This window comes from Lichenibacterium dinghuense, from assembly GCF_021730615.1.
GTDB lineage: Bacteria > Pseudomonadota > Alphaproteobacteria > Rhizobiales > Beijerinckiaceae > Lichenihabitans > Lichenihabitans dinghuensis.
Genome location: NZ_JAJLMN010000001.1, coordinates 5,406,567 through 5,431,461 on the forward strand (window position 1 = coordinate 5,406,567; position 24,895 = coordinate 5,431,461).

26 protein-coding genes, 1 pseudogene and 1 other annotated feature are annotated in these 24,895 nt (G+C 70.6%); of the genes and pseudogenes, 9 read left to right on the forward strand and 18 right to left on the reverse strand.

The window, feature by feature from the left end:
- Window positions 1-174 precede the first annotated feature (174 nt).
- A complete protein-coding gene (locus L7N97_RS25990; protein WP_237481317.1) occupies window positions 175-1,224 on the reverse strand; it encodes an IS110 family RNA-guided transposase in 1,050 nt (349 codons plus the stop codon).
- Window positions 1,225-1,413: 189 nt separating this feature from the next.
- Between L7N97_RS25990 and L7N97_RS25995 the strand changes: the two genes are divergently transcribed.
- From L7N97_RS25995 to L7N97_RS26005, 3 genes are all read left to right on the forward strand, one after another.
- Window positions 1,414-2,636 (forward strand): IS3 family transposase gene (locus tag L7N97_RS25995; RefSeq protein WP_237479301.1). Its coding sequence is split into 2 segments (ribosomal slippage): window positions 1,414-1,702 and window positions 1,702-2,636, totalling 1,224 coding nucleotides; the frame shifts between segments, so codons are not numbered across the junction.
- Window positions 1,695-1,811: a sequence feature (AL1L pseudoknot), on the forward strand. (Overlaps the previous gene by 117 nt.)
- Before the next feature lie 50 nt (window positions 2,637-2,686).
- Window positions 2,687-3,058 carry a hypothetical protein gene (locus L7N97_RS26000; RefSeq protein WP_342398950.1) on the forward strand — a complete coding sequence of 124 codons (372 nt, stop codon included), beginning with the start codon at window positions 2,687-2,689 and terminating at the stop codon, window positions 3,056-3,058.
- A 45-nt stretch (window positions 3,059-3,103) separates the two neighbouring features.
- Window positions 3,104-3,910: an IS5 family transposase gene (locus L7N97_RS26005; protein ID WP_237477083.1), complete on the forward strand. Its 807-nt coding sequence runs from the start codon at window positions 3,104-3,106 to the stop codon at window positions 3,908-3,910.
- Between the two features lie 29 nt (window positions 3,911-3,939).
- On the opposite strand, the gene L7N97_RS26010 is transcribed toward L7N97_RS26005, so the two are convergent.
- The 12 genes from L7N97_RS26010 to L7N97_RS26065 all read right to left on the reverse strand — a co-directional run bounded on the left by L7N97_RS26010 (window position 3,940) and on the right by L7N97_RS26065 (window position 8,605).
- Window positions 3,940-4,212, reverse strand: a complete 273-nt coding sequence (locus L7N97_RS26010; protein WP_237481321.1) for a hypothetical protein — start codon at window positions 4,210-4,212, stop codon at window positions 3,940-3,942.
- 1 nt (window position 4,213) lies between these two features.
- Entirely contained in the window at window positions 4,214-4,696 is a 483-nt protein-coding gene (locus L7N97_RS26015; RefSeq protein ID WP_237481323.1) for a hypothetical protein, read from the reverse strand.
- 405 nt (window positions 4,697-5,101) lie between these two features.
- Window positions 5,102-5,359: a hypothetical protein gene (locus L7N97_RS26020; protein WP_237481324.1), complete on the reverse strand. Its 258-nt coding sequence runs from the start codon at window positions 5,357-5,359 to the stop codon at window positions 5,102-5,104.
- On the reverse strand, window positions 5,356-5,586 hold the full coding sequence (locus L7N97_RS26025; RefSeq protein WP_237481326.1) for a hypothetical protein: 231 nt from the start codon (window positions 5,584-5,586) through the stop codon (window positions 5,356-5,358). Before L7N97_RS26025 ends, L7N97_RS26020 begins: the two co-directional genes overlap by 4 nt.
- Entirely contained in the window at window positions 5,583-6,392 is an 810-nt protein-coding gene (locus tag L7N97_RS26030; RefSeq protein WP_237481328.1) for a helix-turn-helix domain-containing protein, read from the reverse strand. Before L7N97_RS26030 ends, L7N97_RS26025 begins: the two co-directional genes overlap by 4 nt.
- Window positions 6,389-6,622 (reverse strand): hypothetical protein, encoded by a 234-nt coding sequence (locus L7N97_RS26035; protein ID WP_237481329.1) that lies wholly within the window; start codon window positions 6,620-6,622, stop codon window positions 6,389-6,391. The genes L7N97_RS26030 and L7N97_RS26035 overlap by 4 nt, the downstream gene beginning before the upstream one ends.
- Entirely contained in the window at window positions 6,619-6,825 is a 207-nt protein-coding gene (locus L7N97_RS26040) for a putative antibiotic biosynthesis monooxygenase (RefSeq protein ID WP_237481331.1), read from the reverse strand. Before L7N97_RS26040 ends, L7N97_RS26035 begins: the two co-directional genes overlap by 4 nt.
- Window positions 6,822-7,133 carry a hypothetical protein gene (locus L7N97_RS26045; protein WP_237481333.1) on the reverse strand — a complete coding sequence of 104 codons (312 nt, stop codon included), beginning with the start codon at window positions 7,131-7,133 and terminating at the stop codon, window positions 6,822-6,824. The genes L7N97_RS26040 and L7N97_RS26045 overlap by 4 nt, the downstream gene beginning before the upstream one ends.
- Window positions 7,130-7,363, reverse strand: a complete 234-nt coding sequence (locus L7N97_RS26050; RefSeq protein ID WP_237481335.1) for a hypothetical protein — start codon at window positions 7,361-7,363, stop codon at window positions 7,130-7,132. The genes L7N97_RS26045 and L7N97_RS26050 overlap by 4 nt, the downstream gene beginning before the upstream one ends.
- Entirely contained in the window at window positions 7,363-7,656 is a 294-nt protein-coding gene (locus tag L7N97_RS26055) for a hypothetical protein (RefSeq protein ID WP_237481336.1), read from the reverse strand. The genes L7N97_RS26050 and L7N97_RS26055 overlap by 1 nt, the downstream gene beginning before the upstream one ends.
- 2 nt (window positions 7,657-7,658) lie before the next feature.
- Window positions 7,659-8,012, reverse strand: coding sequence for a hypothetical protein (locus tag L7N97_RS26060; RefSeq protein ID WP_237481338.1), 354 nt, complete (start codon window positions 8,010-8,012; stop codon window positions 7,659-7,661).
- Window positions 8,009-8,605, reverse strand: coding sequence for a hypothetical protein (locus L7N97_RS26065; protein WP_237481340.1), 597 nt, complete (start codon window positions 8,603-8,605; stop codon window positions 8,009-8,011). The genes L7N97_RS26060 and L7N97_RS26065 overlap by 4 nt, the downstream gene beginning before the upstream one ends.
- Before the next feature lie 270 nt (window positions 8,606-8,875).
- On the opposite strand from L7N97_RS26065, the gene L7N97_RS26070 reads away from it, so the two are divergent.
- Window positions 8,876-10,414, forward strand: a complete 1,539-nt coding sequence (locus L7N97_RS26070; protein WP_237481342.1) for an AAA family ATPase — start codon at window positions 8,876-8,878, stop codon at window positions 10,412-10,414.
- Here L7N97_RS26070 and L7N97_RS26075 read toward each other — a convergent pair.
- Window positions 10,350-11,305 (reverse strand): IS630 family transposase gene (locus L7N97_RS26075; RefSeq protein WP_237480752.1). Its coding sequence is split into 2 segments (ribosomal slippage): window positions 10,350-10,954 and window positions 10,954-11,305, totalling 957 coding nucleotides; the frame shifts between segments, so codons are not numbered across the junction. The two genes, L7N97_RS26070 and L7N97_RS26075, sit on opposite strands and share 65 nt — an antisense overlap.
- A 98-nt stretch (window positions 11,306-11,403) precedes the next feature.
- Here L7N97_RS26075 and L7N97_RS26080 point away from each other — a divergent pair.
- Together L7N97_RS26080 and L7N97_RS26085 are read left to right on the forward strand one after the other, a co-directional pair.
- Window positions 11,404-11,961, forward strand: a pseudogene (locus L7N97_RS26080) (hypothetical protein); the annotation flags it as partial.
- Window positions 11,962-12,022: 61 nt separating this feature from the next.
- Complete coding sequence (locus L7N97_RS26085; RefSeq protein ID WP_237481344.1) at window positions 12,023-12,607, forward strand: metallophosphoesterase; 585 nt, start codon at window positions 12,023-12,025, stop codon at window positions 12,605-12,607.
- Here L7N97_RS26085 and L7N97_RS26090 read toward each other — a convergent pair.
- Window positions 12,604-12,762: a hypothetical protein gene (locus L7N97_RS26090; RefSeq protein WP_237481348.1), complete on the reverse strand. Its 159-nt coding sequence runs from the start codon at window positions 12,760-12,762 to the stop codon at window positions 12,604-12,606. The two genes, L7N97_RS26085 and L7N97_RS26090, sit on opposite strands and share 4 nt — an antisense overlap.
- A gap of 306 nt (window positions 12,763-13,068) precedes the next feature.
- On the opposite strand from L7N97_RS26090, the gene L7N97_RS26095 reads away from it, so the two are divergent.
- The 3 genes from L7N97_RS26095 (at window position 13,069) to L7N97_RS26105 (ending at window position 18,779) form a co-directional block, all read left to right on the forward strand.
- The gene (locus L7N97_RS26095; RefSeq protein ID WP_237481350.1) at window positions 13,069-15,285 is read left to right on the forward strand and encodes a peptidase domain-containing ABC transporter; all 2,217 of its coding nucleotides are present in this window, start codon (window positions 13,069-13,071) and stop codon (window positions 15,283-15,285) included.
- 119 nt (window positions 15,286-15,404) lie between these two features.
- Window positions 15,405-16,652, forward strand: coding sequence for an HlyD family type I secretion periplasmic adaptor subunit (locus tag L7N97_RS26100; protein ID WP_237481352.1), 1,248 nt, complete (start codon window positions 15,405-15,407; stop codon window positions 16,650-16,652).
- A 153-nt stretch (window positions 16,653-16,805) separates the two neighbouring features.
- Complete coding sequence (locus L7N97_RS26105; RefSeq protein ID WP_237481355.1) at window positions 16,806-18,779, forward strand: tetratricopeptide repeat protein; 1,974 nt, start codon at window positions 16,806-16,808, stop codon at window positions 18,777-18,779.
- A 16-nt stretch (window positions 18,780-18,795) separates the two neighbouring features.
- Here L7N97_RS26105 and L7N97_RS26110 read toward each other — a convergent pair whose 3' ends face one another.
- Genes L7N97_RS26110 through L7N97_RS26120 form a run of 3 tightly spaced genes read right to left on the reverse strand, consistent with a single transcriptional unit; the run spans window position 18,796 to window position 24,784 of the window.
- Complete coding sequence (locus tag L7N97_RS26110; protein ID WP_237481356.1) at window positions 18,796-20,010, reverse strand: glycosyltransferase; 1,215 nt, start codon at window positions 20,008-20,010, stop codon at window positions 18,796-18,798.
- Window positions 20,007-22,868: a methyltransferase domain-containing protein gene (locus tag L7N97_RS26115; protein ID WP_237481357.1), complete on the reverse strand. Its 2,862-nt coding sequence runs from the start codon at window positions 22,866-22,868 to the stop codon at window positions 20,007-20,009. Before L7N97_RS26115 ends, L7N97_RS26110 begins: the two co-directional genes overlap by 4 nt.
- Window positions 22,865-24,784, reverse strand: a complete 1,920-nt coding sequence (locus L7N97_RS26120; protein WP_237481359.1) for a glycosyltransferase family 2 protein — start codon at window positions 24,782-24,784, stop codon at window positions 22,865-22,867. The genes L7N97_RS26115 and L7N97_RS26120 overlap by 4 nt, the downstream gene beginning before the upstream one ends.
- Window positions 24,785-24,895 lie beyond the last annotated feature (111 nt).

The window sequence follows — 24,895 nt, forward strand, 5'->3', positions numbered from 1 at the left end:
GCATGATGGGGTCAGTCCGGCTCGGTCCCTCGATCTGTTTCACGACTTCGCGACGTCGCCGCGGGCTCAAGACTCTCAACGAGGTGGCCTTACCGATCGTCCCCACGGGAACGGTCCACATCACCCTTTCAGGTGAAGCTCGTGCGGGTGGCGGCCCGCGGTGTCCTCCGAGCGTCAGGCAACTACGGTGGCGGGCGCGGTGGTCGGCCCGGTGCCGAACCGAAAGTCGGTACCGTCGCTCCACATCCGGTGCAGGACCACGGCCAGCTTTCGGGCTACGGCAACGCGCGCCCGCGCCATGCCGCGATGCTTGGCGATCGTCATGCCCCAGGCCCGCAGGCTGGACCATTTCTGGCTGCGCACGAGCAGCGCGTTAGCGGCCTCGTACAGGGCCGTTCGCGCCAGTTCGTCGCCGCATCGGCTGATCTTGCCCTGAATGTCGGTCTCGCCCGACTGGTAGCGCGAGGGCGTCAGGCCGAGATGGGCACCGACGTCGCGCGAATGGCCGAACCGATCGGGTCGGTCGATCGTGGCGCGAAACGCCAGGGCGGTGATCGGGCCGACGCCGGGTGCGCTCATCAGCCGCCGACAGATCTTTTCCTCGCGCACGATCTTCAGCACCTGTTTTGTCAATCGGGCGAGCTGCTGGATCATCGTCGACAGTATAGTGAGCAACGGCTCCACCATCGCCAGCAACGCTGTGTCGTCCGAGCAGAGTTCGCGCACACGCTTGTCGAAGGCTGCCCGGCTCGGCGTGGCGACCTTCAGCCCGGCTTCCCGAAGCATGGCCCGAACGACGTTCTCGATCGACCGCATCTCGTTCAGCACCGTGCGGCGTGCGACCAGCAGCGAGCGCCACAGCCGGCACTGCTGCGACTTGACGTGCACCTGCCGGAACCAGCCGGTGCGCATGATCTGCGCCAGGGCACGCGCGTCGTTGCGGTCGGTCTTGTTGGGCATGGTCTTCATGGCGGCGTTGGCCTGCCGTGTCTCGATGCAGACCGCCGCCAGCCCCGCCGCGCGCAGGCCCTCGTGCAGCCAAGCCGTCAACGAGCAGGCTTCGAGGCCGATCCGCTCGATCGGCAGCTTCAAGCCCTGCAGGGCCGCAACCAGCGGCCCTGGCGCGCTCGCGGCGCGCAGCTCCTTCACGATCCGACCCGCGTCATCGACCACGCAGATCGCGGTCTCTTCCAGGGACACGTCCAGTCCGGCATAGTACGTCATGGTTGCTCCTGTCGCGATGCTTGTGGCCGCTCGACACGGACCACGTTGAACCATCCGGGCAGGAGCAGCCACCGTTGGGCCTGGGCTGGAGCCCCAATCACCCCATCTGTTTGAGTGACCTCCGCGCCTGATCCCCATCTGAACCGCCCCGGGTTTCCCGGAGGCTCCTGATCTTGCGAGACTGGAGCCATGACGAAGCGCACACCCCCGTTTTCTCCCGAGGTCCGCGAGCGCGCGGTCCGGATGGTGCAGGAGCATCAAGGCGAGCACAGCTCGCGGCACGCGGCCATTCGTTCGATCGCGTCCAAGATCGGCTGTTCGGGGGAAACCCTGCGCAATTGGATCAAGGAAGCAGAGAGCAGCAAAGCCGCGAGGCTTGGCCCTGCATCGGACGAGCGCGAGCGCATCAAGGCGCTGGAACGCGAAGTCCGCGAGCTGCGGCAGGCGAATGAGATCCTGCGCAAGGCGAGCGCGTATTTTGCCATGGCGGAGCTCGACCGCCGCTCACGGACATGAAAGCCTTCATCGACGAGCATCGGGATGCTCATGGGGTCGAGCCGATCTGCAAAGTGTTGCCGATCGCCCCGTCGACGTACCACGCGCACGCGGCCCGGCAGGCCGACCCCACCAAGCGATCGGCGCGGGCCAGGAGCGATGCGACGCTGATGGTCGAGATCCGCCGCGTGTTCGACGAGAACTTCGGCGTCTACGGGGTGCGGAAGATCTGGCGGCAACTCGACCGCGAGGGCATCCGCGTCGCCCGCTGCACGGTGGCGCGCCTGATGCGTGTCTTGGGGCTGCAAGGGGTTGTGAGGGGAAGAAAGGCCCGCACCACAGTGCCGGATCCCTCGGCGGCTTGCCCGCTCGACCGGGTGAACCGGCAGTTCAAGGCCCCTCGTCCCAACGCGCTGTGGGTGTCGGACTTCACCTATGTCGCGACCTGGTCCGGGTTCGTCTATGTGGCTTTTGTCATCGACGTGTTCGCCCGCCGCATTGTTGGCTGGCGAGCTTCGCGCTCCGCTCAGACCAGCTTCGTGCTGGACGCCCTGGAGCAGGCCCTACACCAGCGCCGACCTGTCGGCGCTCTCATTCATCACTCTGACCGTGGAGTACAATACGTCAGCATAAAATACACAGAACGACTTGCCGAAGCCGGCATCGAACCCTCTGTCGGCAGCATAGGAGACAGTTACGACAACGCCCTCGCTGAAACCATCAACGGCCTGTTCAAGGCCGAGGTGATCCATCGGCGGGGTCCATGGCGGTCGTTCGAGGCCGTCGAATATGCCACACTTGAGTGGGTCGACTGGTACAATCACCGCAGGCTGCTCGAGCCGATCGGCAACGTTCCGCCGGCCGAAGCCGAAGCAGCCTTCTACGCCGCGCTTGAGGCCCCCCCGATGGCGGCGTAAATTCCAAGCCAATCAGCCTCCGAGAAACCCGGGGCGGTTCACTCGCCGTCGTGCCGGCCAGCATGCAGGACCGGGACTGCCTGGAGGCGCTGTCGGGCGGCAAGGCGGCGTGGCCGAGCCTGCGCGTGGCGCTGCTGGACGGAGCTTTCACGGCCGAGCGATGCCGCGATTGGTGCCACCTGCATAGCATGCGCCATCGTGTGGTCGAGCGAGCGCCGGGCCAGCGCGGCTTCGTCGTGGTCGAAAAGCGATGGGTGGTCGAGCGCAGCTTCGGCGCGCTCGTCCACTGGGGCGGTCTGATGCGGTCGCGGGCGGGACGCTTGGATGTCGCCGCCGCACGCCTCGCTTGCGTCGCTGTGCTGTCCGGCGTGGAAGCGCTCGCCAATACAGGACAGCGTCCAAATGCATTAGAGCCTGTTTGACCTTTCTTTGATCGGTTTGCGTTGTCGTTTCTGGTGGAGGCGACGATGTGGACTGCCGAGGCTCGGGATCGCTACAAGGATGACGGTCGGCGCTATCCGAGCGATCTGACAGACAGCGAGTGGGCAACACTTGCGCCGATGATGGGCGTGTACAGGACGCTGACCGCTGACCTGCGCGAGATCGTCAACGCCTGCTTGTATCTGGAGAAGGCCGGCTGTCCATGGCGTTTTCTGCCCAGGGAGTTCGGTCCGTGGCAGACCGTGCGCTCCTGGCACGACCGCTTCCGCGCCGACGGCGTGTGGGCCGACATCGCGGCCGTGCTGACGCGCGCCGAGCGGGCTCGCCGCGGACGCGACCCCGAACCCGCGACGGCGATCATGGACTCGCAAAGCGTCGCGTCAGGGCCGCAGGCGGGAGAGCGCGGCGTGGACGGCAACAAAAAGGTGAAGGGCATCAAGCGTCACGTGCTGACCTGCTCGCTCGGCTTCGTGCTCGCCACGTCGGTGACGGCCGCCAACGTGCACGACACGGCCGCCGCGGCAGAGTTGCTGGACCGCGCCGCTGCCGAGGGCTGGACGCCTCGACGCGTCAAGGTCGACGGCATCTACAGCGGTGCCCGCATGGCGCAGGCCGCCGCACCTCACGGCATCGAGGTTCAGGTCTCTACGCGCGAGCGGGACGTGAAAGGCTTCAAACCCTTGCCCGTGCGATGGCGCATCGAGGGCACCTTCGGCACCCTGACCAACCGCTATCATCGCCTCACGCGCAACCTGGAACAGAGCACCACGGCAGCCGAAGATGCCGTCAGCATCGCCAACTGCCACCGCCTGATCCGAGCCTATAACAGCTAAGACAGGTCAAACAGGCTCTAAGCCTGATCCTACTCAAACAGGCTCTGAGCGAGGTAGGTCGGCAGCATCGGGTCATCGGGCGGCAGGCCGTCCATGTGGATCCAGGCCGTCCCCGCCTTGTCCCGCGCCACCTGGATGCCGCGCTCGCGCATGCAGGCGACGATGGAGGCGGCGGACTGCGTCTGCTCCCACGGATAGGTGCCGAGCAGCATCCCGCGCTGGTGCGGCCCCCAGGCGTAGCCCGCCACGAGCCCGTAGATTCGCGGGTCTGTGTAGCGCGTGTGGGGGCCGAACTCGGTCATCTCAGAACGCGTCCCGGTCGACCACGACGTCCTGCGGCTTGACCTTCAGGCGCAGGCTTCGATGGCGCGGGGCTTCCTCGTCCCCGTCCATCGAGACCGCGACGACCTGGTGGATGCCCGCCCGGCCCGACGACCGGACCACGAGGTCGCCTGCGGTGAAGGGTGCGCGGTGGCCCGTGGCGTCGGGGTCCAGCACCCACGTGTCCCGATCGTCGGGGCCCGGGTGGCTGGGCTCGACGGCGCGGACCATGACGCGGTCGGCCTCGTAGATACGGTCGGCGTGGACGGCGGCGGCTCTATCCCACTCCGTCATGGTCAGACGCATGCCCCGCACGAGCGCGTTGATCGCCTCGACCCTGACCTTCACCGTCGCGTCGGGCGGAATGACGTCGGTCGTCGCGGTCACGATGCCGTCGGTCACGCGGAAGCGGTCGCCCTTCCATTCCAGCGTCCAGAGCGGGACGTGGGCCCGTAGCGCGGACAAGCGTGCTTTGAGTTCCGGCATCGTCGGGGAGGACGGTGCGGTCGCCCCGTACCCGTAGCGCGCTCGCGTCTCGAGGGAGCCGTCGGGCCTGGTTCGGGTCTCACGAATGAAGGCGATCGGGCCCTTCGGAGCGGGTGACGGCTTCTCCGCGTGGTCTGGGGCCGCGAGGTCGCGCACGAGGTCGCGTGCCGCCTCGACACGCGACATGGAACCTTTGATGCCTCCGGGCAGCGTGAGCGCGTTTGCGAGGTGGAGCACCGCGTTGGCCAGACGCTCGTGGGGGTGCGAGTCGATCGTGATCGTCTTCTACTTGGCGGATCCTCGGGTGGGGGCGATCCGCCGGGGCCCGGTAGATTCGCCTGCCAAAAGCGTCGTGCCGGTGCCCGCTCGCCCGCAACCTCCGATTCAGGTCTCCGCGATCTCCCGCGCGAGCTTCGCGGCCGCGCCCGACAGGGCCATCGCGTGCTCGGGCGCGTCGACCCACCGCAGCACGGGCCTCAGCCCCGGCTCGTCGCCCGCCACGAGGCTCGCGACGGCGAGTGTCCGGACGCGGCCCGACAGCGCCTGGGCGAGGAGGGCCTCGCACAGCGTGACGACGCGTCGGTCGGGCGCCTGGCGGAGCGGCAGGACGGCGCCCGGGCGGAGCGGGACGACGTCGCTCAATGCAGCCTCCCGCCGTCGTGCCAAGTGCCGGTCAGCCGCCAGTGGATGGGCGAGCCCGCCTCCATGACGACCCACGCGCCGGGGAGCTCCCGCGCGATGGCCATGAGGTCCTCGCGGGTGAGGCGCTCGCCGGGGTGGACGTAGAGCTGGTCGGTGTCGGGCACGTACTCCGCGCTCGCGTCCACGCCCAGGCGGTCCAGGACCGCGTTGGCCTCGTCCAGCGTCATGCGACCCTCCGGAGCTCGAGGCCCTGGCGGCGCAGGTGGTCCAGGACGAGCCACTCGGGGGAGGGCCACACGCCGTCGCCGTCGTCCCCGTCCGGGCCGTCGACGAAGCCCGCCCTGACGATCGCCTCCCGCACGGTTGCCAGGATGGGGTCGATGGCCTCGCGGTGGCGGGCCTCCGCGCGCGCCAGGGCGGCCCGGGCCTCCTCGACGGCGGCGGCGGTGCGGTTGTGGTCGGGCACCATGCGGCCGACGCGGACGCCCTCGCCCGGGCTGTCCTCGGTCGTCTCCGGAGACCGCAGGGCGCGGCCGACCGAGACGGCGTTGCTCCCGAGGCGGACGGCGATCTGGCTCGGGGTCAGCCCCTCGGCGCGCATGGCGCGGGCCTCGGCGACGCGCTCGGGCGTCCACGGGGACGCCCGCTTGCCGGAGGCTATCGTGGTGTCGCCCTGCATGCGGATCCTGTAGACGTGGCCCTGCATGGCCCCCACGGTCCGCCCGAGCTTCGCCGCGATCTCGACCTCGGGCACGCCCCGGCTTCGCATGGCGGCGAGCCTGTCGTCCTCCTCCGGCGTCCATGCGCGGCCACTCCGGCTGTCCTCGTCCTCCTCGTGGGGCGGCGCGTCGGGCACGGGCGCGACCTTGGCGGCATGCCCCCGCAGCCATTGGCGGTGCGAGGTCACGGCCTCCGTGGTCCGGCCGAGCTCCGCGGCGACCTCGGAGTCGTACAGGCCCTGCACCTTCAGCTCCGCGAGCCGTGCGTCGTCCTCGGCCGTCCAGGGCCGCCTCGGTGTCGTATTGAGCTTCATGCTCTCCTCCTGTTCCGGGCGGCGGCGCGCCTCTGTCTGCGGTTCCCGGGCGGCCCGACCATCAGGACGGGGCCGGGGTCCGTCTCCGCAAGCATGGCCCGCAGCTGCTCGGCGACGTCGGCGACGGCGGGCGTCTCGGGGCCGTCCACGGTGACCGTCACGTCCATGAGGTCGAGCATGGCGCGCTCCTTGGCGGCGATCATGCGGGCGACGAGGTCGGGAGCCGTCATGAGGGCACACGGGGCTCGATGACGAACCACGCGTCGCTCTGGAACCACTCGAGGACGACCTCGAGGCCGTGCGGGGCCAACAGCTCGTCGACCTCCTCGAGCGCCCCGTCATGGTATTCGGAGGTCAAGCGTCGCTCAGGCGAGCGCTTCCACGCCGTGGCCTCCTCGGGCGTGGCGAAGCGGTATATGCGTCGGTCCCTCACGACGTCCTCCCCTCGCGCTCGAGCCGCGCCACCGCCGCCTCCGCGTCGCGCACCGCGTCGTAGGCCGCGATGACCTCGGGGCTCTTGGGCAGCCCGCGGAAGTGGCGGTCGGGGTCCTGCGCCTTCACGGCGGCGGCCAGGGCGGCGCGGGCCTCAGCGAGGTCCTGGCGGAGCACCCGGTCGACCTCGACGTGTTCCTCGGGCGTCAGCCGCATGGTCGTCGTCACGATCTCGCGCGCGACCCACGGATCCATGCGGCTGAAGGCGCGGACGACCACGGGCGGGATTCGGTGCGGGACGGCGCTCACGAGTCCGCCTCCATCGTGGTGGTGACGAGCACACCGCGCACCGCGTCGCGAACCTCGTCGAGGTCCTGGAACGCGAAGTTCTGGTGGGCTTCGGGGACGCCCCGGTCACGGAAGAGGGCGTCCATCGAGGCCCTAACGGCTTCCAGGCTGTCTCCCTCGATGACACCCGAGACCAGGAAGCGGGTCAGAGCGGGGTGGGGCTGTGCCGTGCGTGAGAAGTAGAAACGCATCACGCGGCCTCCCCGGCCTGCTCGATGACCGCACGGGCAACCTCGTCGACGCGGCCCGCGATGGACCCCGCGCCGGACGGGCCGCCCGCGGACGCCGCGAACACGCCCACGGTGGTGCCGAGCGCGACCGCCATCTCCTCGGGCGACAGGTCCCGCATGCGCCACCTCACGGCGTGCGTGAGGCCGTCGATCGCCTTGCGCATGCGGTCGCGGGAGGCCTCGACGGCGTCCGCGTGGGCGGAGGCCGCACGCGCGGCGCGGCCCTCGGGGGTCAGGCGCTTGTGCTCACCCATGGTCAGATCCTCACGATGCGGTAGCCGCGCCTGGCGAGGTCTGTCTCGAACACGCCCTCGTCCCCGTCGTTGGTCGACAGGCCCGTCAGGTCGTGGATGGACGAGCCGATGGCCGACCACCGCAGCTCCGCGCGGGCGGCCTGCGCGGCCTCATAGCCGGGGCGCAGGCCCTCGCGGACGCGTTCGAACTCGGGTCCGCAGAACGTCTCGGTGAACTCCGCCGGCAGGTGGTCGAGGTCGAACTGCCACGTGTCCAGCGCCTTGTCCGTGACGTGCAGGACGCGGCCGCCCGCCGTCACGACGAGCTCGCGCCGCTCCGGATCCCAACGGGCCGTGGTGTCGTCTGCCTGGTTCACGCGCGCCTCCTGCGGCGGGCGGCGTCGCGCTCCTCGAGCGCCGCCAGGGCGAGCCCGAGGATGACGACCAGCACGGTCGCCACGGTCGACGGCACCCACAGCGGCGCGGTCACCCAGCCCCACGACCAGTCCAGGGCGCCCCCGACGCGGAGGGCGACGAGGAGGACCGTCACGAGGACCTGGACGCAGATCGCGAGGAGCAGCGCCGTGTAGACGGGCGCCATCGCGGGCGCGGGATCCGCGGGCTCGCCGGAGTGGACGAGGCGGGGGCTACCGAAGCCGGGCGGGAGCGGAACCGACGGGGACGCCACGAACGCCCCGAACAGGTGGTCCTGGTACATGCGCGAGAGGTCGTCCGCGAGGTGCGGGTAGGATCTGCGCCAGTCCCTCAGGCAGCCTTCCTTGTCCTCGCTACCCCGCAGGTCCGCCTCGAACGTGTCCAGCGCCTCGAGCTTCGTCATCCGCGGCGGGTGGCGCAGCGCCTCCGCGACCTCGTGCGGCACGGCGGCCGCGTCGCCCTCGTCGTCGTGGGCCAGAATGACCGTGGGCCCGTGCCCCGGCACCTCGTGGTCGTCGTACATGCCCCGGTTCATGGCTGCTCCAACACAGGCAGGGTGATTTGCCGGTGGAAAGCGTCACGGAGGGCATTGAAACCCGTCAAGCGGAAGTTTCCGGGACCTCGGTGACCGAAATTGTTATAACAATTTCGGTCATCCGGGCCGTTCGCACGGATGCAGAACGGTCGCGACCGAACCGACTTGAACGTGGTTGAGTCCCCTTAACTGGATTGCCGGTGCCGACCGGCAGGATCGTCAACGTGGCCACGCTACACGTACTGACTCCCCCGACCGATGGAGTCACCCATGTCCGGCACGTTCCTGGACGCGTTGCGCGCCGCCCACGAGGTCCGCGTCGCCACATCGCGCCTCCTGGCCGCCGTCCCCGCGCTGACGGTCACGGAGCTCTACGGTGCCGTCCTGCTCGACGGAACGGGATGGGAGCCGACCGACCTCATGTCGGGAACGACGGTCTTCGCCAACCCGGACCCGGCGGTCGCGCTGTGCGTCACGGACTGCCTGAGGCGCATCTACGGCGCGGACGGGATGCTGCTGCTCGGACATGGCTCCCACGCGTCCTCCTTCGACCGCGCGGTGCGGGCGGGCCTGCCCGTCGCGATCGTGATCTGGGACAGGAGCGCCGTGCTCCCGGGCGACCTCGTGGCGTTGGCCGACCGCGACATGGACATCGCCGTGGCCCCCTGCGAGGCGACCTACGTCGAGGACCTGATCCTCGCCGTGACGGGCGAGGACGTCGAGCTGTCGTCGGCCCTGTGCGAGCGGTTGGAGCCGGAGACCCTGCTGCGTGCCGTGCGGACCGGCTCGACCGTGGCGGACTGCCTGGCGCGCCTGGAGGCCCTCGCTCGGCACGTCGACGAGGTCAAGGCCGAGCAGGAGAGACAGGAGCAGGAGGACGCGCGCGAGCTGCTCGCCCGGGCCGCCGCCAAGACGCCGCCCGTCACCGTCGGGCAGGCCGCGCAGGGCGTCGTGCGGCGCCTGTCGCAGATGACGGGGTTCGGCGAGGCGCAGACGTGGGGCGTCAACCTGGCCCGCGACCTCGCGGCCTATCGCGCGGGCTCCCTGCCGTGGGCCGACGTCGACCGCGGGCTGCTGCTGTCCGGGCCCCCGGGTGGCGGCAAGACCACCTACGCGCGGGCGCTCGCCCTCGAATGCGACGTCGAGCTCGTCACCACGACCTATACCGAGTGGTCGGGGGCCGGCGGCGGGTATGGTGATTCCATGTCGAAAGGCCTCACGAAGCTCTTCGAGACCTGGCGCACGAAGGCGAAGTCGGCCCCGTTCCTGCTCTTCGTGGACGAGATCGACTCGATGGGTCGCAGGGGCGGAAACGACCACAACGAGTCCTGGTTCACGGCGATCATCAACTCCTGGCTCGCCTTCTTGGACGGCGCCGTCCCCAGGGACGGAATCGTGGTCGTGGCCGCAACCAACTACCCCGACCGAGTCGACCCGGCGCTCGTCCGGCCCGGTCGGCTCGAGAGGCACATCGAGCTCCCGATTCCCGACATCGACGCCCTGGCGGGCATCGTGCGGGCGCACCTCGGGGCCGACGCCATGCTGACGGACGCGGAGGTCGCGGAGGCGGCGCGGGCGGTGCGGGGCAGGTCGCCCGCCCAGGTCCAGCTCCTGGCCAGGGAGGCGCGCCGGGTCGCGCGGTGGTGCGGGCGGCGGGTCTGCGCGTCTGACCTGACTGACGCGGTCGCCATGCTGCGCGAGCCGCGCCACGCGGACGTCGACTGGCGGATAGAGCTGTTGCCGCTCAGGTTGGGTCATAGGCATCGTAGCCTGCTGCAGCGAGATAGTTTCGGCACTCATCGGGTCTGAAGCGCGTGAAGGCGTCGCGGATGGCAGCCCACAGGTCGGGGACAGTGCGGGCCGCCGCGGTGCGCAGCAGGGCCTTCAGCTTTGCGAAGGCTTGCTCGATCGGGTTGAAGTCCGGGCTGTAGGCCGGAAGGTAGAGCAGCTTCGCCCCCGCCGCTTTGATGGCCTGCCGGACGCCGGTCACCTTGTGGGCCGCGAGGTTGTCCATGACGACCGTGTCACCTGGTTTGAGCGCGGGCACGAGCGTGCCGGTGACGTAGCATAGGAACCGCGTCCCGTTTGTGGCCCCGTCCATGAGGTCGATCGCGAAGGGACCGCTCGCCCGCAGGGCGGCCGTGACGGTGGTGGTCTTGTAGTGGCCGTGGGGCACCGCGATGCGGCAGCGCTCGCCCCGCGGAGCCCGCCCGTAACGCCGCTCCATGTTGGTGGCGGTGGCGGTCTCGTCCAGGAACACGACGCGATCAGGGTCGATGTCGAGTTGCCCCTCGAACCAGGCCTCGCGTGCCTCCATCACGTCGGGCCTGTCCTGTTCGGCGGCGTGCAGATCCCCTTTTTACGGGTGATGCCGTGACGCCGGAAGAAGCGGGACAGCCCGCTCAGGCTTGCCGTGGCGCCGCTTTCCCCCAGCACGTCCCTCACCTCGCGCAGATAGATCTGCGGGCGCGCCTCGTAGGCCTTCAGGATGGCGGCCGAATGGGCCTCAGTTCGGTGGGAGTGCCGGTCCCCACCCATCGGCTTGGCCGCGATCTCGCCCTCGGCCCGGAAGCGTGCGCGCCACCGGATGGCCGTCGCCACCCCGACGCTGAAGCGCTCCGCCGCCTCGCGGCAGGACGCGCCCTCCTCGATGGCGGCAATCACCCGCTCGCGCAGGTCCAGCGACAAAGCTCGGGGCATCGGTCTTCTCCGTGATCCGGCCACCACCGAATCACAGCACCGCCCCCTGCGCTACCTCGCCCGAGCCAACCTGAGCGGCAGCAGCTCTAGCGGTCCACGAGGCGGGGCACGCGGCGGCGGCGGTCGCGCTCGGGGCGGACGAGCTGACGTGCGTCGACCTGGACGTGGGCAGAACGTCGTTCCTGCGTCGGCCTCTGACGACGCGGCCCGAGGCGGACAGGCGGCTCGCGATGATGCTCGCCGCGCGCGCCGCCGAGCAGGTCATCCTGGGGGAGCCGAGCAGCGGGTGCAGCCAGGACCTGGTCGACGCGACGCAACTCGCGGGAGACGTGCACAGGCTGTGGGGCATGGGCGACCTGGGCCTGGTGGCCCTGTCGGACGGCGTCGCGGAGGTCGACCCGACCCTGCGCGTGGCCGTCAGGCGCACGCTCGACGAGGCTCACGCGCGGGCGGTCGCGGTGGTGACGGAGCGCCGGGCGGACGTCGAGCGCCTCGCCCGCGAGCTGCAGGTCCGGCGCTACCTCGACGCCGCCGAGGTCCGCGCGGTCATGACGGGGCCGGTCGCGCCGCCGCCTCGGGTCGAGAGGACCGCGCCGACGATGGGGCCCGCGGTGCGGCGCACGGTGACGCGGCCTGCGGCGCGGGGCCCGTCGTGACTAGCATGGCCGCCGGGGCATCGTGCTCCGGCGGCCGGACACGGGATGACAGGAGGACGGCATGACGATCTGGCTCACGTCCGACACGCACTTCGGCCATGCGGGCATCATCCAGTGGGTGCAGCGCCCGTTTGCGTCCGTCGAGGAGATGGACCACGCCCTCGTGCAGGCCTGGAACGCGGTCGTGCGGCCGCGCGACGTGGTGTGGCACCTGGGCGACTTCTGTTCGGGGGGACCGGGCACTGCGGCCCGCTACTTCGCCCGCCTGAACGGCCGCAAGCACCTCGTCAGGGGCAACCACGACGGCGACGATGCGCGGTCCTGCGCCTGGGAGTCCGTCCAGGACCTCGCCTCGCAGCGCGTCGACGGCGTCCGGCTCGTGCTCAGCCACTACCCGATGCTGTCGTGGCAGGGGAGCTCGCACAACCGCGACGGCCACGTGGCGAGCATCATGTGCCACGGCCACGTCCACGGGACGCCGCGCGACTCCCGCCTGCCGCACGCGGACCCATGCCGCGCGGACGTCGGCGTAGACATGCGGTCCATGGCGCCGATCGCGGCCGAGGCCCTGGTCGAGGAGGTCCGGATCCTGGCGGCGCTGGAGGCGGAGGACGCTGCTAGGAAAGCTAACGGAGGGGGAGGTTAGGTTTCGTGCGGGCGGGCCTCGTCCCAGACCGGGGCCCAGCTCCCGGACACGTAGAGGTGCCCCTCGACCACGACCTCGGGGCGGGCCCCGTTGCCGTCGTGCAGGCTCTCCCACGGCCGTCCCCGCCACCACACGACCTCGCCCGCGCGGTACACCCGGAGGCAGCTCCAGCACCGTTATATGACCCTGGAAACCATGGCGGGCCGCGGCGACGAGCCAACGACCGCTCTTCTCAAGGCAGCCTGAGCCCGGCCGGGCACGGCGGCACACCCAACCAAATTCCACCACCTTGACGGACGTGATCCATACCTCCCCTTCGAAGCACGTGAGATAGCTTGCCCGAGCCGTTGCGCAGGCCGTGCACCCTCCTTCGACTCCTTCCATCGCGCATAGCGGGTTGGTCGCCGACGCAGTATGATGTGTGTGAGTGGCCCTGCTAGCTTCGAGGGGACGAGAGCACCATGGAGGATCCGGCGCCTTCAACAGCACCAACCGGTCTGCTCGCTTTGGTCACGATGGCTCGCTCCTTTGGCATCAACGCCACCCATGAGCAGGTCGCACATGACAATCAGCTATCGCAATCTGAGATTTCGATCGCTCAATTCGTGCGCTGTGCTTCCAGCATCGGTCTGAGGGCGCATGAAGTCACGTTGACTTGGGACGGCCTCAGGCAGCTTGGCGAAGCACTTCCTGCGGTGCTACAACTGCGCAGCGGTTCGTACATGATCTTGCGACGCGTCGATGCCGATAGGCAACTCGCCGTGCTGCAAGATCCGAACGCTCAAGGAGAAGCGCTACTCTCACTCGACCGCATCGACCTGGAGCGCGTCTCGACCGGAGTCGTCGTCCTCGTCAAGCGAAACTACGATTTGGCCGATGTGCAGCAGCCCTTCGGTTTGGGGCTTGTCGCATCCTTCATCTTCCGAGAGCGACGTGTCGTCGCCGATGTCGCGGTCGCGGCGGTGATGCTGGCTTTGCTGGCCCTCGTTCCGATCCTGTTCTGGCGATTGATGACGGACCGCGTGCTGCAATACCACGCGTGGAGCACATTCTGGGTCCTGTGCCTGACCTTGGTCTGTCTAATTCTGTTCGAGGTCAGTTTCTCAGCTCTGAGGCGCTATCTTCTCGTCGGTCTGACCACGCGCGTCGACATCAAGCTTTCCACCTATATGTTTGAGCGCGTGCTCGGCTTGCCGATCGAGTATTTCGAGAGGACGCCGGCAGGCCATACGCTGCACCACATGAATCAGATCGGGCGCATACGGAGCTTCCTGCTCGGGCAGCTCTTCGGGACCGTGCTCGACGCCGGCATCTTGATCATCTTCGTGCCCGTGATGGCCCTGTTCAACCCGATCTTGACCGGTATCGTCATCGGACTCTGCGCCGTGATGATGGCCATCATCGTAACGGCACTGCCCGCGTTGCGGCGGCGCGGGTCTGCCGTGGAATCTGCCGAAGCGGCCCGCGGCGCCATGCTGTCACAGACGATCCAGGGCATACGCACCGTCAAATCCCTCGCCCTCGACCGCCGGCAGCGCCACGAATGGGACGTGCTGACAGCCCGCGTCGCCAGGGCGCGCATGGCCGAGGGCTACCTCAGCAACTGGGTGCAGTCGGCCGTGATGCCGATCGAACGTTGCGTGGTCAGCGGCAGCCTCGCCGTCGGCGTCTACATGGCTATGCAGAGCGACGATCCCGTGGCGGTCGGCAGCCTCTTCGCCTTCCTCATGCTGAGTCAGCGCATCGCGGCGCCGCTCATCCAGATCTCCCAACTGCTGCAGCAATTCGACGAGGCGCGCATTGCCACCGCGTCGGTGGCGGCCCTCGTCAACCAAGTGCCGGAGCAGGGGCGCGACGGTCGCGGCGTCTGCAGGCCGGTCCTTGGCCACGTCGAGTTTCAGAACGTGCTCTTCTCCTACAAGGGCGCGCTCCGGCCCGCTCTCCGCAACCTGAGCTTCGAGGTGCCGCGCGGCTCTTCGCTCGGGATCATGGGCCGGTCGGGTTCGGGCAAGACGACGGTCACGCGCCTGCTCCAGCGCCTCCATGCCGACTACTCGGGCCTCATCAAGATCGACGGAATCGACGTGCGGCAGTACGATGTGGACTTCATCCGGGCATCGCTCGGCGTCGTCCTTCAGGAAAACTTCCTCTTCTCCGGCACCATTCGCGAGAACATCGCCGTCGCCAAGCCGGATGCATCCTACGACGACGTCGTGATCGCGGCTCGGATGGCAGGGGCCGAGGAGTTCATCGACAAGCTGCCGGGCGGCTACGAGACTTACATCTACGAGGGCTCGCCGAACCTTTCGGGCGGTCAACGCCAGCGGCTCGCCATCGCCCGCGCGCTGATCACGGATCCCAAGATCCTCATCCTCGACGAGGCGACGAGCGCCCTCGATGCCGAGAGCGAGGCCATCGTCAACGCCAACATCGGTCGCATCGCCCAGGGCCGCACCGTGATCACCATCTCCCACCGCCTTGCCGCCCTCGTGAAATGCGACGCCATCATGGTGCTGGACGAGGGCGGGATCGACGACATAGGGCGCCACGACGAGTTGCTGGCGCGCAACGACATCTACGCGCACCTCTGGTACACGCAGCACCCGCAGACCGCCGATCCGGCGTCGGGCCCGGGGCGTCGCACGCAGCCGAGGCTGGCCTTCAGAGGCCCCCAATGAGAGGCCCGATGCTGCCCGCGGAGCACAGCGCGGCGCGCTCGCTGCAGGTCGTCCGTCAGTGGCAGTCGGAGGTCGACGCCATCGCCGAGGCGCCGCCGCCCGGCGCGGCGCGCTCCGCCGTGTGGCTCCTCGCGCTCATGCTGGTCGTCGCTGTCGGGATCACGCCCTTCGTCGAGATCGACCGCGTCGTGTCGAGCAGTTCGGGCCAGATCGTGTCCGTGCGGTCCGCGCTGACCTTCCAGACGCTCGATCCGTCCATCATCAAGTCGGTCGACGTGCGCGAAGGGGAGAGCGTCGCCGCGGGCCAGTTGCTCGCGACGCTGGACCCCACCTTTGCCAAGGCCGACGTCGGCCAGCAGCGCCAGCAGGTGGCCAGCCTCGATGCGCAGATCGCGCGGCTCGTCGCGGAGAAGGACCACAAGCCCCTGACCTTCGCGCAGCCTGTGAACCCCGAAGAGGCGCCGTTCGAGGCCCTGCAGGCCGCCCTCTTCGCCCAAAGGTCGTCCGAATACGCCGCGCAGATGCGGTCCTTCGACGAGAAGATCAGGACCAGCCAGGCGACGATCGCCAAACTGCAGAACGATGTCGCCCGCTACGCCGCTCGCGCCGACATATCCCAGGCGATCGAGGGTATGCGCGATACGCTGTACAAGAGCGGCGCTTCGAGCCGGCTCAGCCTGCTCGAGGCCAACGACGCGCGGCTCGAGATGCAGCGGACGATGGAAAGCGATCGCAACGGCGTGATCGAGGCGCAGCACCAGCTCGCCGCCGCGCAGGCCGATCGCGACGCCTACGTCCAGAAGTGGCTCGGCGATGTGAGCCAGGACCTCGTCAAGGTGCGCGACGACCGCGAGGCGGCGACCGCCTCCCTGCTCAAGGCAAGCAGGCATCAAGACCTCGTCCGCCTCGTCGCGCCCGAGCCCTCCGTCGTGCTGACCTTGTCCAAGCTGTCCGTCGGCTCGGTGCTGAAGGAGGGAGACTCCTTGATGTCGCTGGTGCCGCTCTCCAGCCCTCTGGAAGCGGAGGTCCACATAGCATCGCGGGACATCGGCTTCGTGCGGACGGGCGATCCTGTCTCGCTCAAGGTCGATGCCTTCAACTATTACGAGCACGGGTCGGCTGAGGGCCGGCTGATCTGGATCAGCGAAGGCTCCTTCTCGACGGATGAGGGCAGCAAGCCGGTGGAACCCTACTACAAGGCCCGGGTGGGCATCGCGAAGCTCGGCTTCCACGACGTGCCGAAAACCCAGCGATTGATCCCCGGCATGACGCTCCGCGCCGACATCTCCGTCGGGAAGCGCTCCCTCTTCCGCTATATCCTCGGTGGCTTCGTTCAAGGCACGGGCGAAGCGATGCGCGAACCCTGATCGGACGGAGGCGGACATGGGGGAAGGACGTCGTCGCACCCGCCCGACCGGGCTGACCGCCGGGCAGGAGTGGTGCGGGAGCCGATCCGCTGTCCTGGACAGGCCGCCGCACGTCGCCGCCCGCCGCGGTCTGACGCGCCGAGCCCACGCCCGGTGCTGACGCGCCTTCTCGGCCGCGTCGCGTCTACCGCAGCGAGCCGCGCCCACCGCGCCGTGCGCCGCCTGATCCGCCAAGCCGAGCGCGGTGACAGCGACGCATGCCGGCGGTTGGGGGTGATCTACGTGAGAGGCGACGGCGTGCTTTCCAACCCGGCCACCGCCGCCCGGTGGCTCACAGCCGCGGCGGAGGCAGGAGACAGCGAGGCGGCGTATCAGCTCGGCGGGCTGCTCCTGCAGGGCGATGCCGGGCAGGCCGAGGTCGCCGGCCGATGGTTTGACGCGGCTTCACGGGCCGACGCCGCATCCGCGCGGCGCAACCGCGACCTCCTCTACCCGGACGGTATCGCTCTCCCGGCGGACATCGCCGCGGCACACCGTTGGATCGGCATGGCCGCGGCGGCCGGCCACATCGCGGCTCAGGCGCAGTACGGGCGCCTTTGGGCGCAGGGGATCGGGTGCGAGCGGTCCTACGGGGAGGCCCGGCGCTGGTACGAGAGGGCGGCCGCCGAAGGTGTGGCGGCGGCGGAACTCGGCCTCGGCGCCCTCCTGCTGCACGGCCTCGGCTGCGAGGCCGATCCCGAGGCCGCCCGGCCCTTGCTGAACCGCGCCGCGCTGCAGGGCGAGCCCACCGCGGCCTATCTCCTGGCCACGCTGATGCTCGATGACGGGAGCAGCGACGGGATGGCGGCGATCGGGCACCTGCGCGCCGCCGCCGCGGCGGGCCTGCCCGCCGCGCAGCACCGGCTCGCGCAGATCCGCCTCGCGTCGGGCACGCCCGACGGGCGCATCGAAGCCGAGAACCTGCTCCGCACGGCCGCCAAGGCGGGTTCCGTCCCCGCCATGGTGGCCCTGGCGGAGCACAACAGCCGCGGCCAGGGCGTGGCGCCGAACCTCGACGAGGCGGCCCGCTGGTACCGCCGCGCCGCGGAGAGCGGCGACACCGACGCGCAGTTCATCTATGCGGGGCTCGTCGCGCGGGGCGAGGGGACGCCTAAGATCGATCGCGAGGCCGTGCGCTGGTTTCGACGTGCCGCCGAAGCCGGGCACAGCGCCGCGGCGTTCAACCTCGCGGTCTTCTTGCGGGACGGCGTCGGCGTGCCCGCGGACGACGAGGAGGCCCTCGCCTGGTTCGGCCGCGCCGCGGCCGATGGTCTCGACCTTGCGCTGGCGCAGATCGGGGACATGCACCTGATGGGGCGCGGCACCGAAGCCGACCCGCACGCCGCGGTGCGCTGGTTCGAGGCTGCAGCGCGCCGGGGCCGGCCCGAGGCCAAGGTGGCCCTGGCCCTGATGCACATCGAAGGGCGGGCGCCGGACGCCGACGGAGCGCGCGGGCGCGCCCTCCTCGAGGAGGCAGCCGCGGACGGACACGTGCCGGCCCAGAAGCGCCTCGGACATGTTCACCTCGGCCTTCACCCGTTGGAGGAGCACCTTCCGATCGCACTCGACTGGCTGAGAGCCGCCGCAGAGGCCGGAGACGTCGAGGCGATGTTCGACCTGGGCCGCATTCTCGTCGACCTCGGGGGCGGCGAACAGGGCGCGAACTCCGCGGCGGGCTGGTTCGAGCGGGCGGCCGAGGCGGGCCACGCCGAAGCTCACTTCCACCTCGCCGTTCTGCACTGCCAGGGACAGGGGGTGCGTCGAGACCTCGGCCGGGCCGTCGAGCTGTATCGCGTCGCCGCGGAAGGAGACGTGGTGATTGCGCAATACAATCTGGCCGTGATGACGATGGATGGGCAGGGCACGCCGGCGGACGTCAGCGAAGCGCTGAGCTGGTTCGAGAGGGCGGCGGCGAGCGGGATGGGACAGGCCCAGATCGCCCTCGCTGAGCTGCTGGCGGGCGGGCTCCAGATCGAGCGGGACCTCGTCCTCGCCCGCCGCTGGGCCGAGGCCGCGGCCGCGGCGGGCCACCTCGGAGCCTCGGAGCTCGTCGAGCAGATCACGCAGCTCGATCGGGACACCGCGTGACGACCCGGCCGGGTACTCACGCCGCCGCGCCGAGGAGCCGCTTCCCGGCCGCGACGGCGTCTTCCATCCCGAACCGCCCCGCGATCGTCCGTCGCGCCTCCCCGGCGAGGCCAGCGGCCCGCCGCCGGTCCGCGAGGATGGTACCGACACTCTCGGCGAGCGCGTCGGGTGAGAAGAAGGGCACGAGGAGTCCGTTGACGCCGTCCTCGACCACGTCGCGGCAGGGCGGCGTGTCGGACGCCACCAGCGCGCATCCCGCCGCCATGGCCTCCAGCATCGACCAGGACAGGACGAAGGGCATGGTCAGATAGACGTGGCAGGCCGACACCTGGAGCACGCGGAGGTAATCGGCGCGGTCGAGACGACCCACGAAATGCACGCGCGACGGGTCGATGTCGCGCTCGACCGCCCGCAGGCCGACCGCCTTCCAGGTAGAGCCTTCGGGCGGCGCGGCGCCGTAGGACGTGCCGTCGGCACCGACGATGACGACCTGTGCCTGCGGGCGCGCACGCAGCAGGCGGGGCAGGCTGCGCATGAAGGTCAGGTAGCCGCGCAGGGGCTCGAGGTCCCGCGACACGTATGTGACCACTTCGTCGCCCGCGTGCAGCACGAGGCCGGTGCGGGGTGAAAAGCTCGATCGAGGATCCGGACGGGCCTCTGCGAGGTCGATCCCGTCGTGGACGACGGAGATCTTCGCGCGAAATTCGGCCGGAAAGGTCGAGCGCTGCCATTCGGTCGCCGACACGGCGGCGTCGCACTCGGCGAGGGCAAGCAGGGTGGCGGCGTTGCGGGCGCGGAGCGCGGATTCCGCGTCCGCCGACAGGTGCGGCGCATCCGGGTCGAAGCCGACGTCGCCCCCGCGCGCTCGGTAGTAATATTCGCAATAGGCGATCAGGCGGGCGCCGGGATAGAGCGCGCGGAGCGGTAGAGCCTCCCCCCAGCCAGGATGGACCAGGACGGCATCGGGCTCGAAGCCGCGCGACCGCAGCGCGGTTGCCGCGTAGATGACCTGCTCGGCGCGTCGGCACTCGAGGTCGAAGCGTCGCGCGAAGGCGTGGGTGTGCGAGAGATCCGGCTGGCCCAGCGCATAGCGCTCCACCTCGACGCCCTCGATCCAGCCCGAGTGCCAGTCGCCGATGGCCGCGACGCGGTGGCGCGGGTCCAGCGACAGCGCCCCGGCGAGATGCCGGAACTGCGCGGGAAAGTTCTGGTGGACGAAGAGGACGTTCATGCCACGGCCGACGCGAGCACGAAGGCCGCGGGTGAATGCGCGAGATCGCGCCTCAGGGCTGCCCCGTCGGTGCCGGCCAGGGTGAGCACGGCCCAGAGGTCGTAGCCGTCGCCGCGGCCGACGGCGGCTCCGTCGAACCCAGCCTCAATGGCGAGGTCGCCGAGGCGCCGCGCGGTCAGCCCCGTCCTGTGCGCCATCGCGGCCGCGCCGTCCTGGATCGATGATGAATGGCCGTACAGGATGTCGTGCAGCGTGATGGGTCCTGCCGGAGAGACATAGGCCACGTGATCGAGGCCGTGCTCTACCACTGCGGCCGCCACCGCTTCGACGTCCGGGCAGGTCACGAGGGCGAAGCCATCCGGCCCGAGCACTCGCCTGAACTCGCGTAGAGCATTCACGACGTCGAAGCCGTGGATGTGCTCGAGGCTGTGCGACGACCAAACGGCGTCGAAGGAGCCATCGTCCAGCGTCGTTCCCATGTCGGTGAGGGAGGCAACGTGGTCGGGCTCGGCGCCTGGGTCGATGTCGACCCGCACCTCGTCCCATGCCTCGGGCGTGAAGGGCGGGGGGAGAGGACGTCCGTCGCGGGGACCGCTTCCGACGTTGAGCACGCGGCGCCTCCGGGGCGAATCGACCGGGGCGGTCGAGGTGGAGCGCGTCGGCGACCGCACCATCCCCGGACGGCGCGGCACCAAGGCGCGCGGCGGCCAGGCCAGCCCTGTGAAGGGCTCGTCATCGAAGTTCAGGCCCGGATGATAGAACGGGTCGTCCGCGAGGTCCGCCCCCCAGCGCCTCCGCAGAACTGCGAGTTCGGCCTCGACGCTCGGACCGCGCTCCCGCACCGGCTGAGTGCCGCGTCGGATGAAGCGCGCGCGCGGCGTCACGACGAGGTGCCGGGCCGCGGCCCGCAGCCGGAGGCAGAGGTCGACGGCGCCGCAGCGCTCGGGGAAGAGAACGGCGTCGAACCCGCCCACCGCCACGGCCGCGGCCCGGTCCAGCAGCAGCGCCGCCGCGTCGAGCGCGCCCACGCTCCGTGCCACCCGCAACGCGCCCGCGTAGCCACCGCACTCGGGAGCGAGGCCCACGAATGCCGACGCGGAGGCGAAGTGCGGCCCGAGGACCAATCCTGCCGAGACCACCAAGCCGTCCTCGTCGAGCACGAGCCCGCCGGCCGCGGCCGCGCCGCCCGTGAGGCGGTCAGCCAGTTCGTCCAGCGCCTCGGCGCCGTCGGGCCCGACGACCGCATCGAGTAGGAGGAGATGGGGCGAGTCGACGGCCCTGAGCGCTGCGTCGCGCAGCCGAGACGGATTGCGGCCGCCCGCGACGACGAGGTTGCGCCATCCGGCCGGCGGAGCCAGCGGCCGGTGGCTGACGAGGAGGCGCTCCGCCCCGGCCGGGAGCGCGGCGGCGACCTGCGCGAGGTCGGGGCACGAGGGCTCGGGTTGGATCACCGCGACCGCGATGCCGCTCCGCGACCTTGAGCGCCGGACATGTACGACGGGGAGGCCGGTCTCGTGGTCGGGCTCCGCCGCGGCAGCGCTCAGCAGCCCCGCACGGCTCGCCGCCGCGAGGACGTCGCCGAGCCGACGGTCGGGAGGGGGCAGTTCGACCAGCACCTCCGGCAGGTGGAGGGGCTGAGTCGCCGCCGCGAGCGCGGCGAAGAGCACGAAGGCGGACGCGGCGCCGTGCGCGAGCGCGGCCGACACGGGCGCGGCGGGAGCCGCGAAGGCCAGCGCCGCATAGCCCTGCTCCAACTGGCGTTCGGGATCGAAGGCAGGCCAGAGGAGCGGCACGGCGCCCGAGGGCGTCGTCAGCAGGGCATCGGGGTAGGCCGGCGCCGCTTCGCGCATGGCCGGCCCGCACAGGCGCGCGAGCGCCTGCGGGCGGAAGACCGTCCCGGCAGGGGCGACCACGACCACCTCAAGGTCCCGCTCCGCTGCGAGGACGCGGGCGATGACCGTGGGGTCGAACGTCGCGGGCCCGTCGGCCTCGGGCACCGCGGCAGCCAGCCAGGACGTGTGATCCTGCCGGTCGAGGCTCGCGAGGGAGGCCTCGACCTCGTCGCCGAGCAGGAGCACCGCGACCAGCGCTTCGCGCCCCCGCGACACGGCAGGCGCTGGATGGCGGGCGCACCAAGCTTCGACGTCGCCGAACGGGACGGAGCGCGGCAGGATGCGCTCGACCAGTTCCACGCGCGGATCTTCAGAGGCGGGGTCGCGGCTGCCGGCGAGGGCTTCGCGCAGGCCGTCGGCGAAGGCCAGCACGGCGCAGGGACTGCCGGCGAGCTCCCGGCCGGACGCGTCGGCGACGGTGACGAGGTGGACCACGCCGTCCGCATAGACCTGCGGAAGGCGCAGGTCGAAGCGGGCCTTCGGCCTGCGGACCATCTCCTTCCCAACCAGCACGAATCCCTGCGCCCGGGTCTCGGCCACGCGCCGGCGGTCGATCATGAAGGTCACGTCCGCGAGGTCGTTGGCCGCGGCGGCCGCGACCCAGCCGGTCAGGCGCAGCCCGCCGGCCCACGTGACCTGGCCCGACGCACGGGCGCCCGCAAACCCGCGATCGGGGAGGCTTGACACCCCACCGATGGGCTCGCCCGTGTTTGCGACCCGGACCTCGACCTCGCCGCCCTGATCCAGAATGCCGTCAGGCAGTTCGAAACCGAAGCCGTAGCAGCCGTCCCCGACCGTGGCCGCCTCCGACGAGAAGGCGTCGGCTCGGGCGAGATCGACTGGCCAACCATCGACCAGCACCTCGACCACGAGGCGCCGCGCGAGGTCGCCGGCGTCGTAGGCATGGCCGTGCAGCTCCGACCCATCCAATTGAAACGCGCCGACGATGGCGTTCTGGGACGTCAACTGGCCGCCCCCGGCGCTGGAGGGGCTGAGAGGCACCAGGCGATGAGCGCCGACACGCACCGGTCCTCGCACCACGCCGGGTCGATGGCGAGGTCGCCCGCTGCCGCCGGATGCCGGCCCGACGACCAATCAACGTAGGCGGCCGGCGACGGGCTGACCCGGCGAAGGTCCTGGACGAGGCGGAAGGGCGTCTCCGCGTCCGGCAGCAGCAGGTGCGTAATGCTGTGGCGGTCGAGCGCGGCGGCGTAGTCCGAACGCGCCATGATCCCTGTCGCCCTCGGGCGCGAGCGGCCGCTCGGGGCCGGTCCGAACACCAAAAGATCGCCGCCGCGGGCCTGCAGGCGGCGGTCGAGCGCCGTGACGAGCCGACCCGCGTCCACCGTCGCTCGGGAGAGCAGCGCGGCCACGCGCGGCACGGAGCACCGCGTCGCTCGCGGCGCGGCGAGGGGCGGGACATCCTGGCCGAGCGCGGCACGCCCCATGTCGTCGAGGGGCAGAGCCGCCGCCCGGCCGACCGGGCCTCTGCCCGACCGCAACTGGCACAGGGCACGGGGGCCGGTGAGCGCGACCGACACGGGGACGGCGTCGGAGAGGATCGGTTCGAGGTCGCGCATGAGCGCGTTCGTCGGTGAAGCAAGGACCACGGCGGCGATGTCGAGCGCGTCCAGGTAGGCCGCCAGACCCTCGCGCTCGTCGCGTCCGAAGCGGAGTTGGCGGGGGAAGCCGTCGCCGCTTGTCTGCAGAAGCCTCGCCCCGTCCCGGTCCTCCGACAAGGTCAATGTGAGAGCTGCCTCGTGGTCGGTCGACATCGCGGCGACCGCTGCCGCGGCCCTCCCCGCCACAAGTCGGACCGGGGCGGACGGCGGCAGATGCCGCTCGATGCCGCTCCGGAGAGCCGCGAGCGGATCGGCCTCGACGAAGGCCATCCACTCCGCTGCATAGCCTGGGAATCGCTCGGTCAAGAGGCGCGCGTTGTCGGCGGCCAGGGTTCGCCTGGCGGATCCGAAGCTCTGGCCCCCGAGGTGGCGGACGTAGAGGCTGGGCGCGACCACGTTCCGGAAGCCGAGGCGCTTCGCCCTGAGGCAGAGGTCGACGTCTTCGAAGTAGCCCCGGCCGTAGCCGAGGTCGAGGCCGTCGAGGGCATCCCAGCAAGGCCCCGTGACCAACATGCAGAAGGCCGTGCCGGCGGGAATGTCGACCACGGACGGCGGCGCGGCGCGGCGCGCGGCGGCGTCGATGCGGTCGGCCTCTTCCGCATCCGGCACGCGGTTGCGGCCGCGCATTCCGGGGAAGCTCGCGAACCCGCCGTCGTTCGAGAAGGGCACGACCGTGCCGACGCCCGGCGTTGCGGTCGCGGCGAGCAGGCGGTCGACTCCGTCCGGCGGCAGCATCGCGTCGGCGTTGAGCAGGAGAATGTCGCCTCCGACCGCGACCGAGGCCGCCCGGTTCACCGCTGCGGCGAAGCCGAGGGCGTCGTCGTTGCGCAGGTAGCGCCACCCCCGGGTTGCGACCGTCGACGCGACCTCGTCGGCCATCGCGGGGTCCGGGCAGGCGTCGTCGATGACGACGACGTCGAGCGCGCGGGCGCAGGTCTGCCGAGCCAGACTGGCGAGGCAGGCCCGCGTCGCCTCCCGACCGCCATGTACGGGCACGACCACGCTGACCGAGCCGTGCCGCGTCGTTGCGCGGGTGCCGCTCGATCTATGGGGCGGAACCGAGGCCGAGGTCGTGTGCGACCCCAAGGTCACCGTGATCCGCGCCGAAGACGTGGGCGGCAGGTCGCGCCGGATGCGGAAGACATCGACGCCCATGGTCCCGGTCCGGTCGACGGCGTCGAAGGCCGCGGGCGCGCCGTCGACCGCGGCGGTCGGGCTCGCCCCCGCCCGACACACCACGGTCGCAGAGAGGCCGGACACAGTCCGCTCGGTCCTGGAAATAAGGGGCTCCACCTCAAGGAGGTGGACGGCGGCGCGGCGCAGGAGGTCGTCGTCCGTGCTGGGCAGCGCGGCGGCCGCGCGCGAGACATC

What these genes read in the sequence shown, in the direction of transcription:
- L7N97_RS25990 (WP_237481317.1), bottom strand. Translation starts at nt 1,224, where the DNA reads ATGACGTACTATGCCGGACTGGACGTGTCCCTGGAAGAGACCGCGATC.
- L7N97_RS26005 (WP_237477083.1), top strand. Translation starts at nt 3,104, where the DNA reads ATGTGGACTGCCGAGGCTCGGGATCGCTACAAGGATGACGGTCGGCGC.
- L7N97_RS26010 (WP_237481321.1), bottom strand. Translation starts at nt 4,212, where the DNA reads ATGACCGAGTTCGGCCCCCACACGCGCTACACAGACCCGCGAATCTAC.
- L7N97_RS26025 (WP_237481326.1), bottom strand. Translation starts at nt 5,586, where the DNA reads ATGACGCTGGACGAGGCCAACGCGGTCCTGGACCGCCTGGGCGTGGAC.
- L7N97_RS26030 (WP_237481328.1), bottom strand. Translation starts at nt 6,392, where the DNA reads ATGAAGCTCAATACGACACCGAGGCGGCCCTGGACGGCCGAGGACGAC.
- L7N97_RS26035 (WP_237481329.1), bottom strand. Translation starts at nt 6,622, where the DNA reads ATGACGGCTCCCGACCTCGTCGCCCGCATGATCGCCGCCAAGGAGCGC.
- L7N97_RS26050 (WP_237481335.1), bottom strand. Translation starts at nt 7,363, where the DNA reads ATGCGTTTCTACTTCTCACGCACGGCACAGCCCCACCCCGCTCTGACC.
- L7N97_RS26055 (WP_237481336.1), bottom strand. Translation starts at nt 7,656, where the DNA reads ATGGGTGAGCACAAGCGCCTGACCCCCGAGGGCCGCGCCGCGCGTGCG.
- L7N97_RS26065 (WP_237481340.1), bottom strand. Translation starts at nt 8,605, where the DNA reads ATGAACCGGGGCATGTACGACGACCACGAGGTGCCGGGGCACGGGCCC.
- L7N97_RS26070 (WP_237481342.1), top strand. Translation starts at nt 8,876, where the DNA reads ATGTCCGGCACGTTCCTGGACGCGTTGCGCGCCGCCCACGAGGTCCGC.
- L7N97_RS26085 (WP_237481344.1), top strand. Translation starts at nt 12,023, where the DNA reads ATGACGATCTGGCTCACGTCCGACACGCACTTCGGCCATGCGGGCATC.
- L7N97_RS26095 (WP_237481350.1), top strand. Translation starts at nt 13,069, where the DNA reads ATGGAGGATCCGGCGCCTTCAACAGCACCAACCGGTCTGCTCGCTTTG.
- L7N97_RS26110 (WP_237481356.1), bottom strand. Translation starts at nt 20,010, where the DNA reads ATGAACGTCCTCTTCGTCCACCAGAACTTTCCCGCGCAGTTCCGGCAT.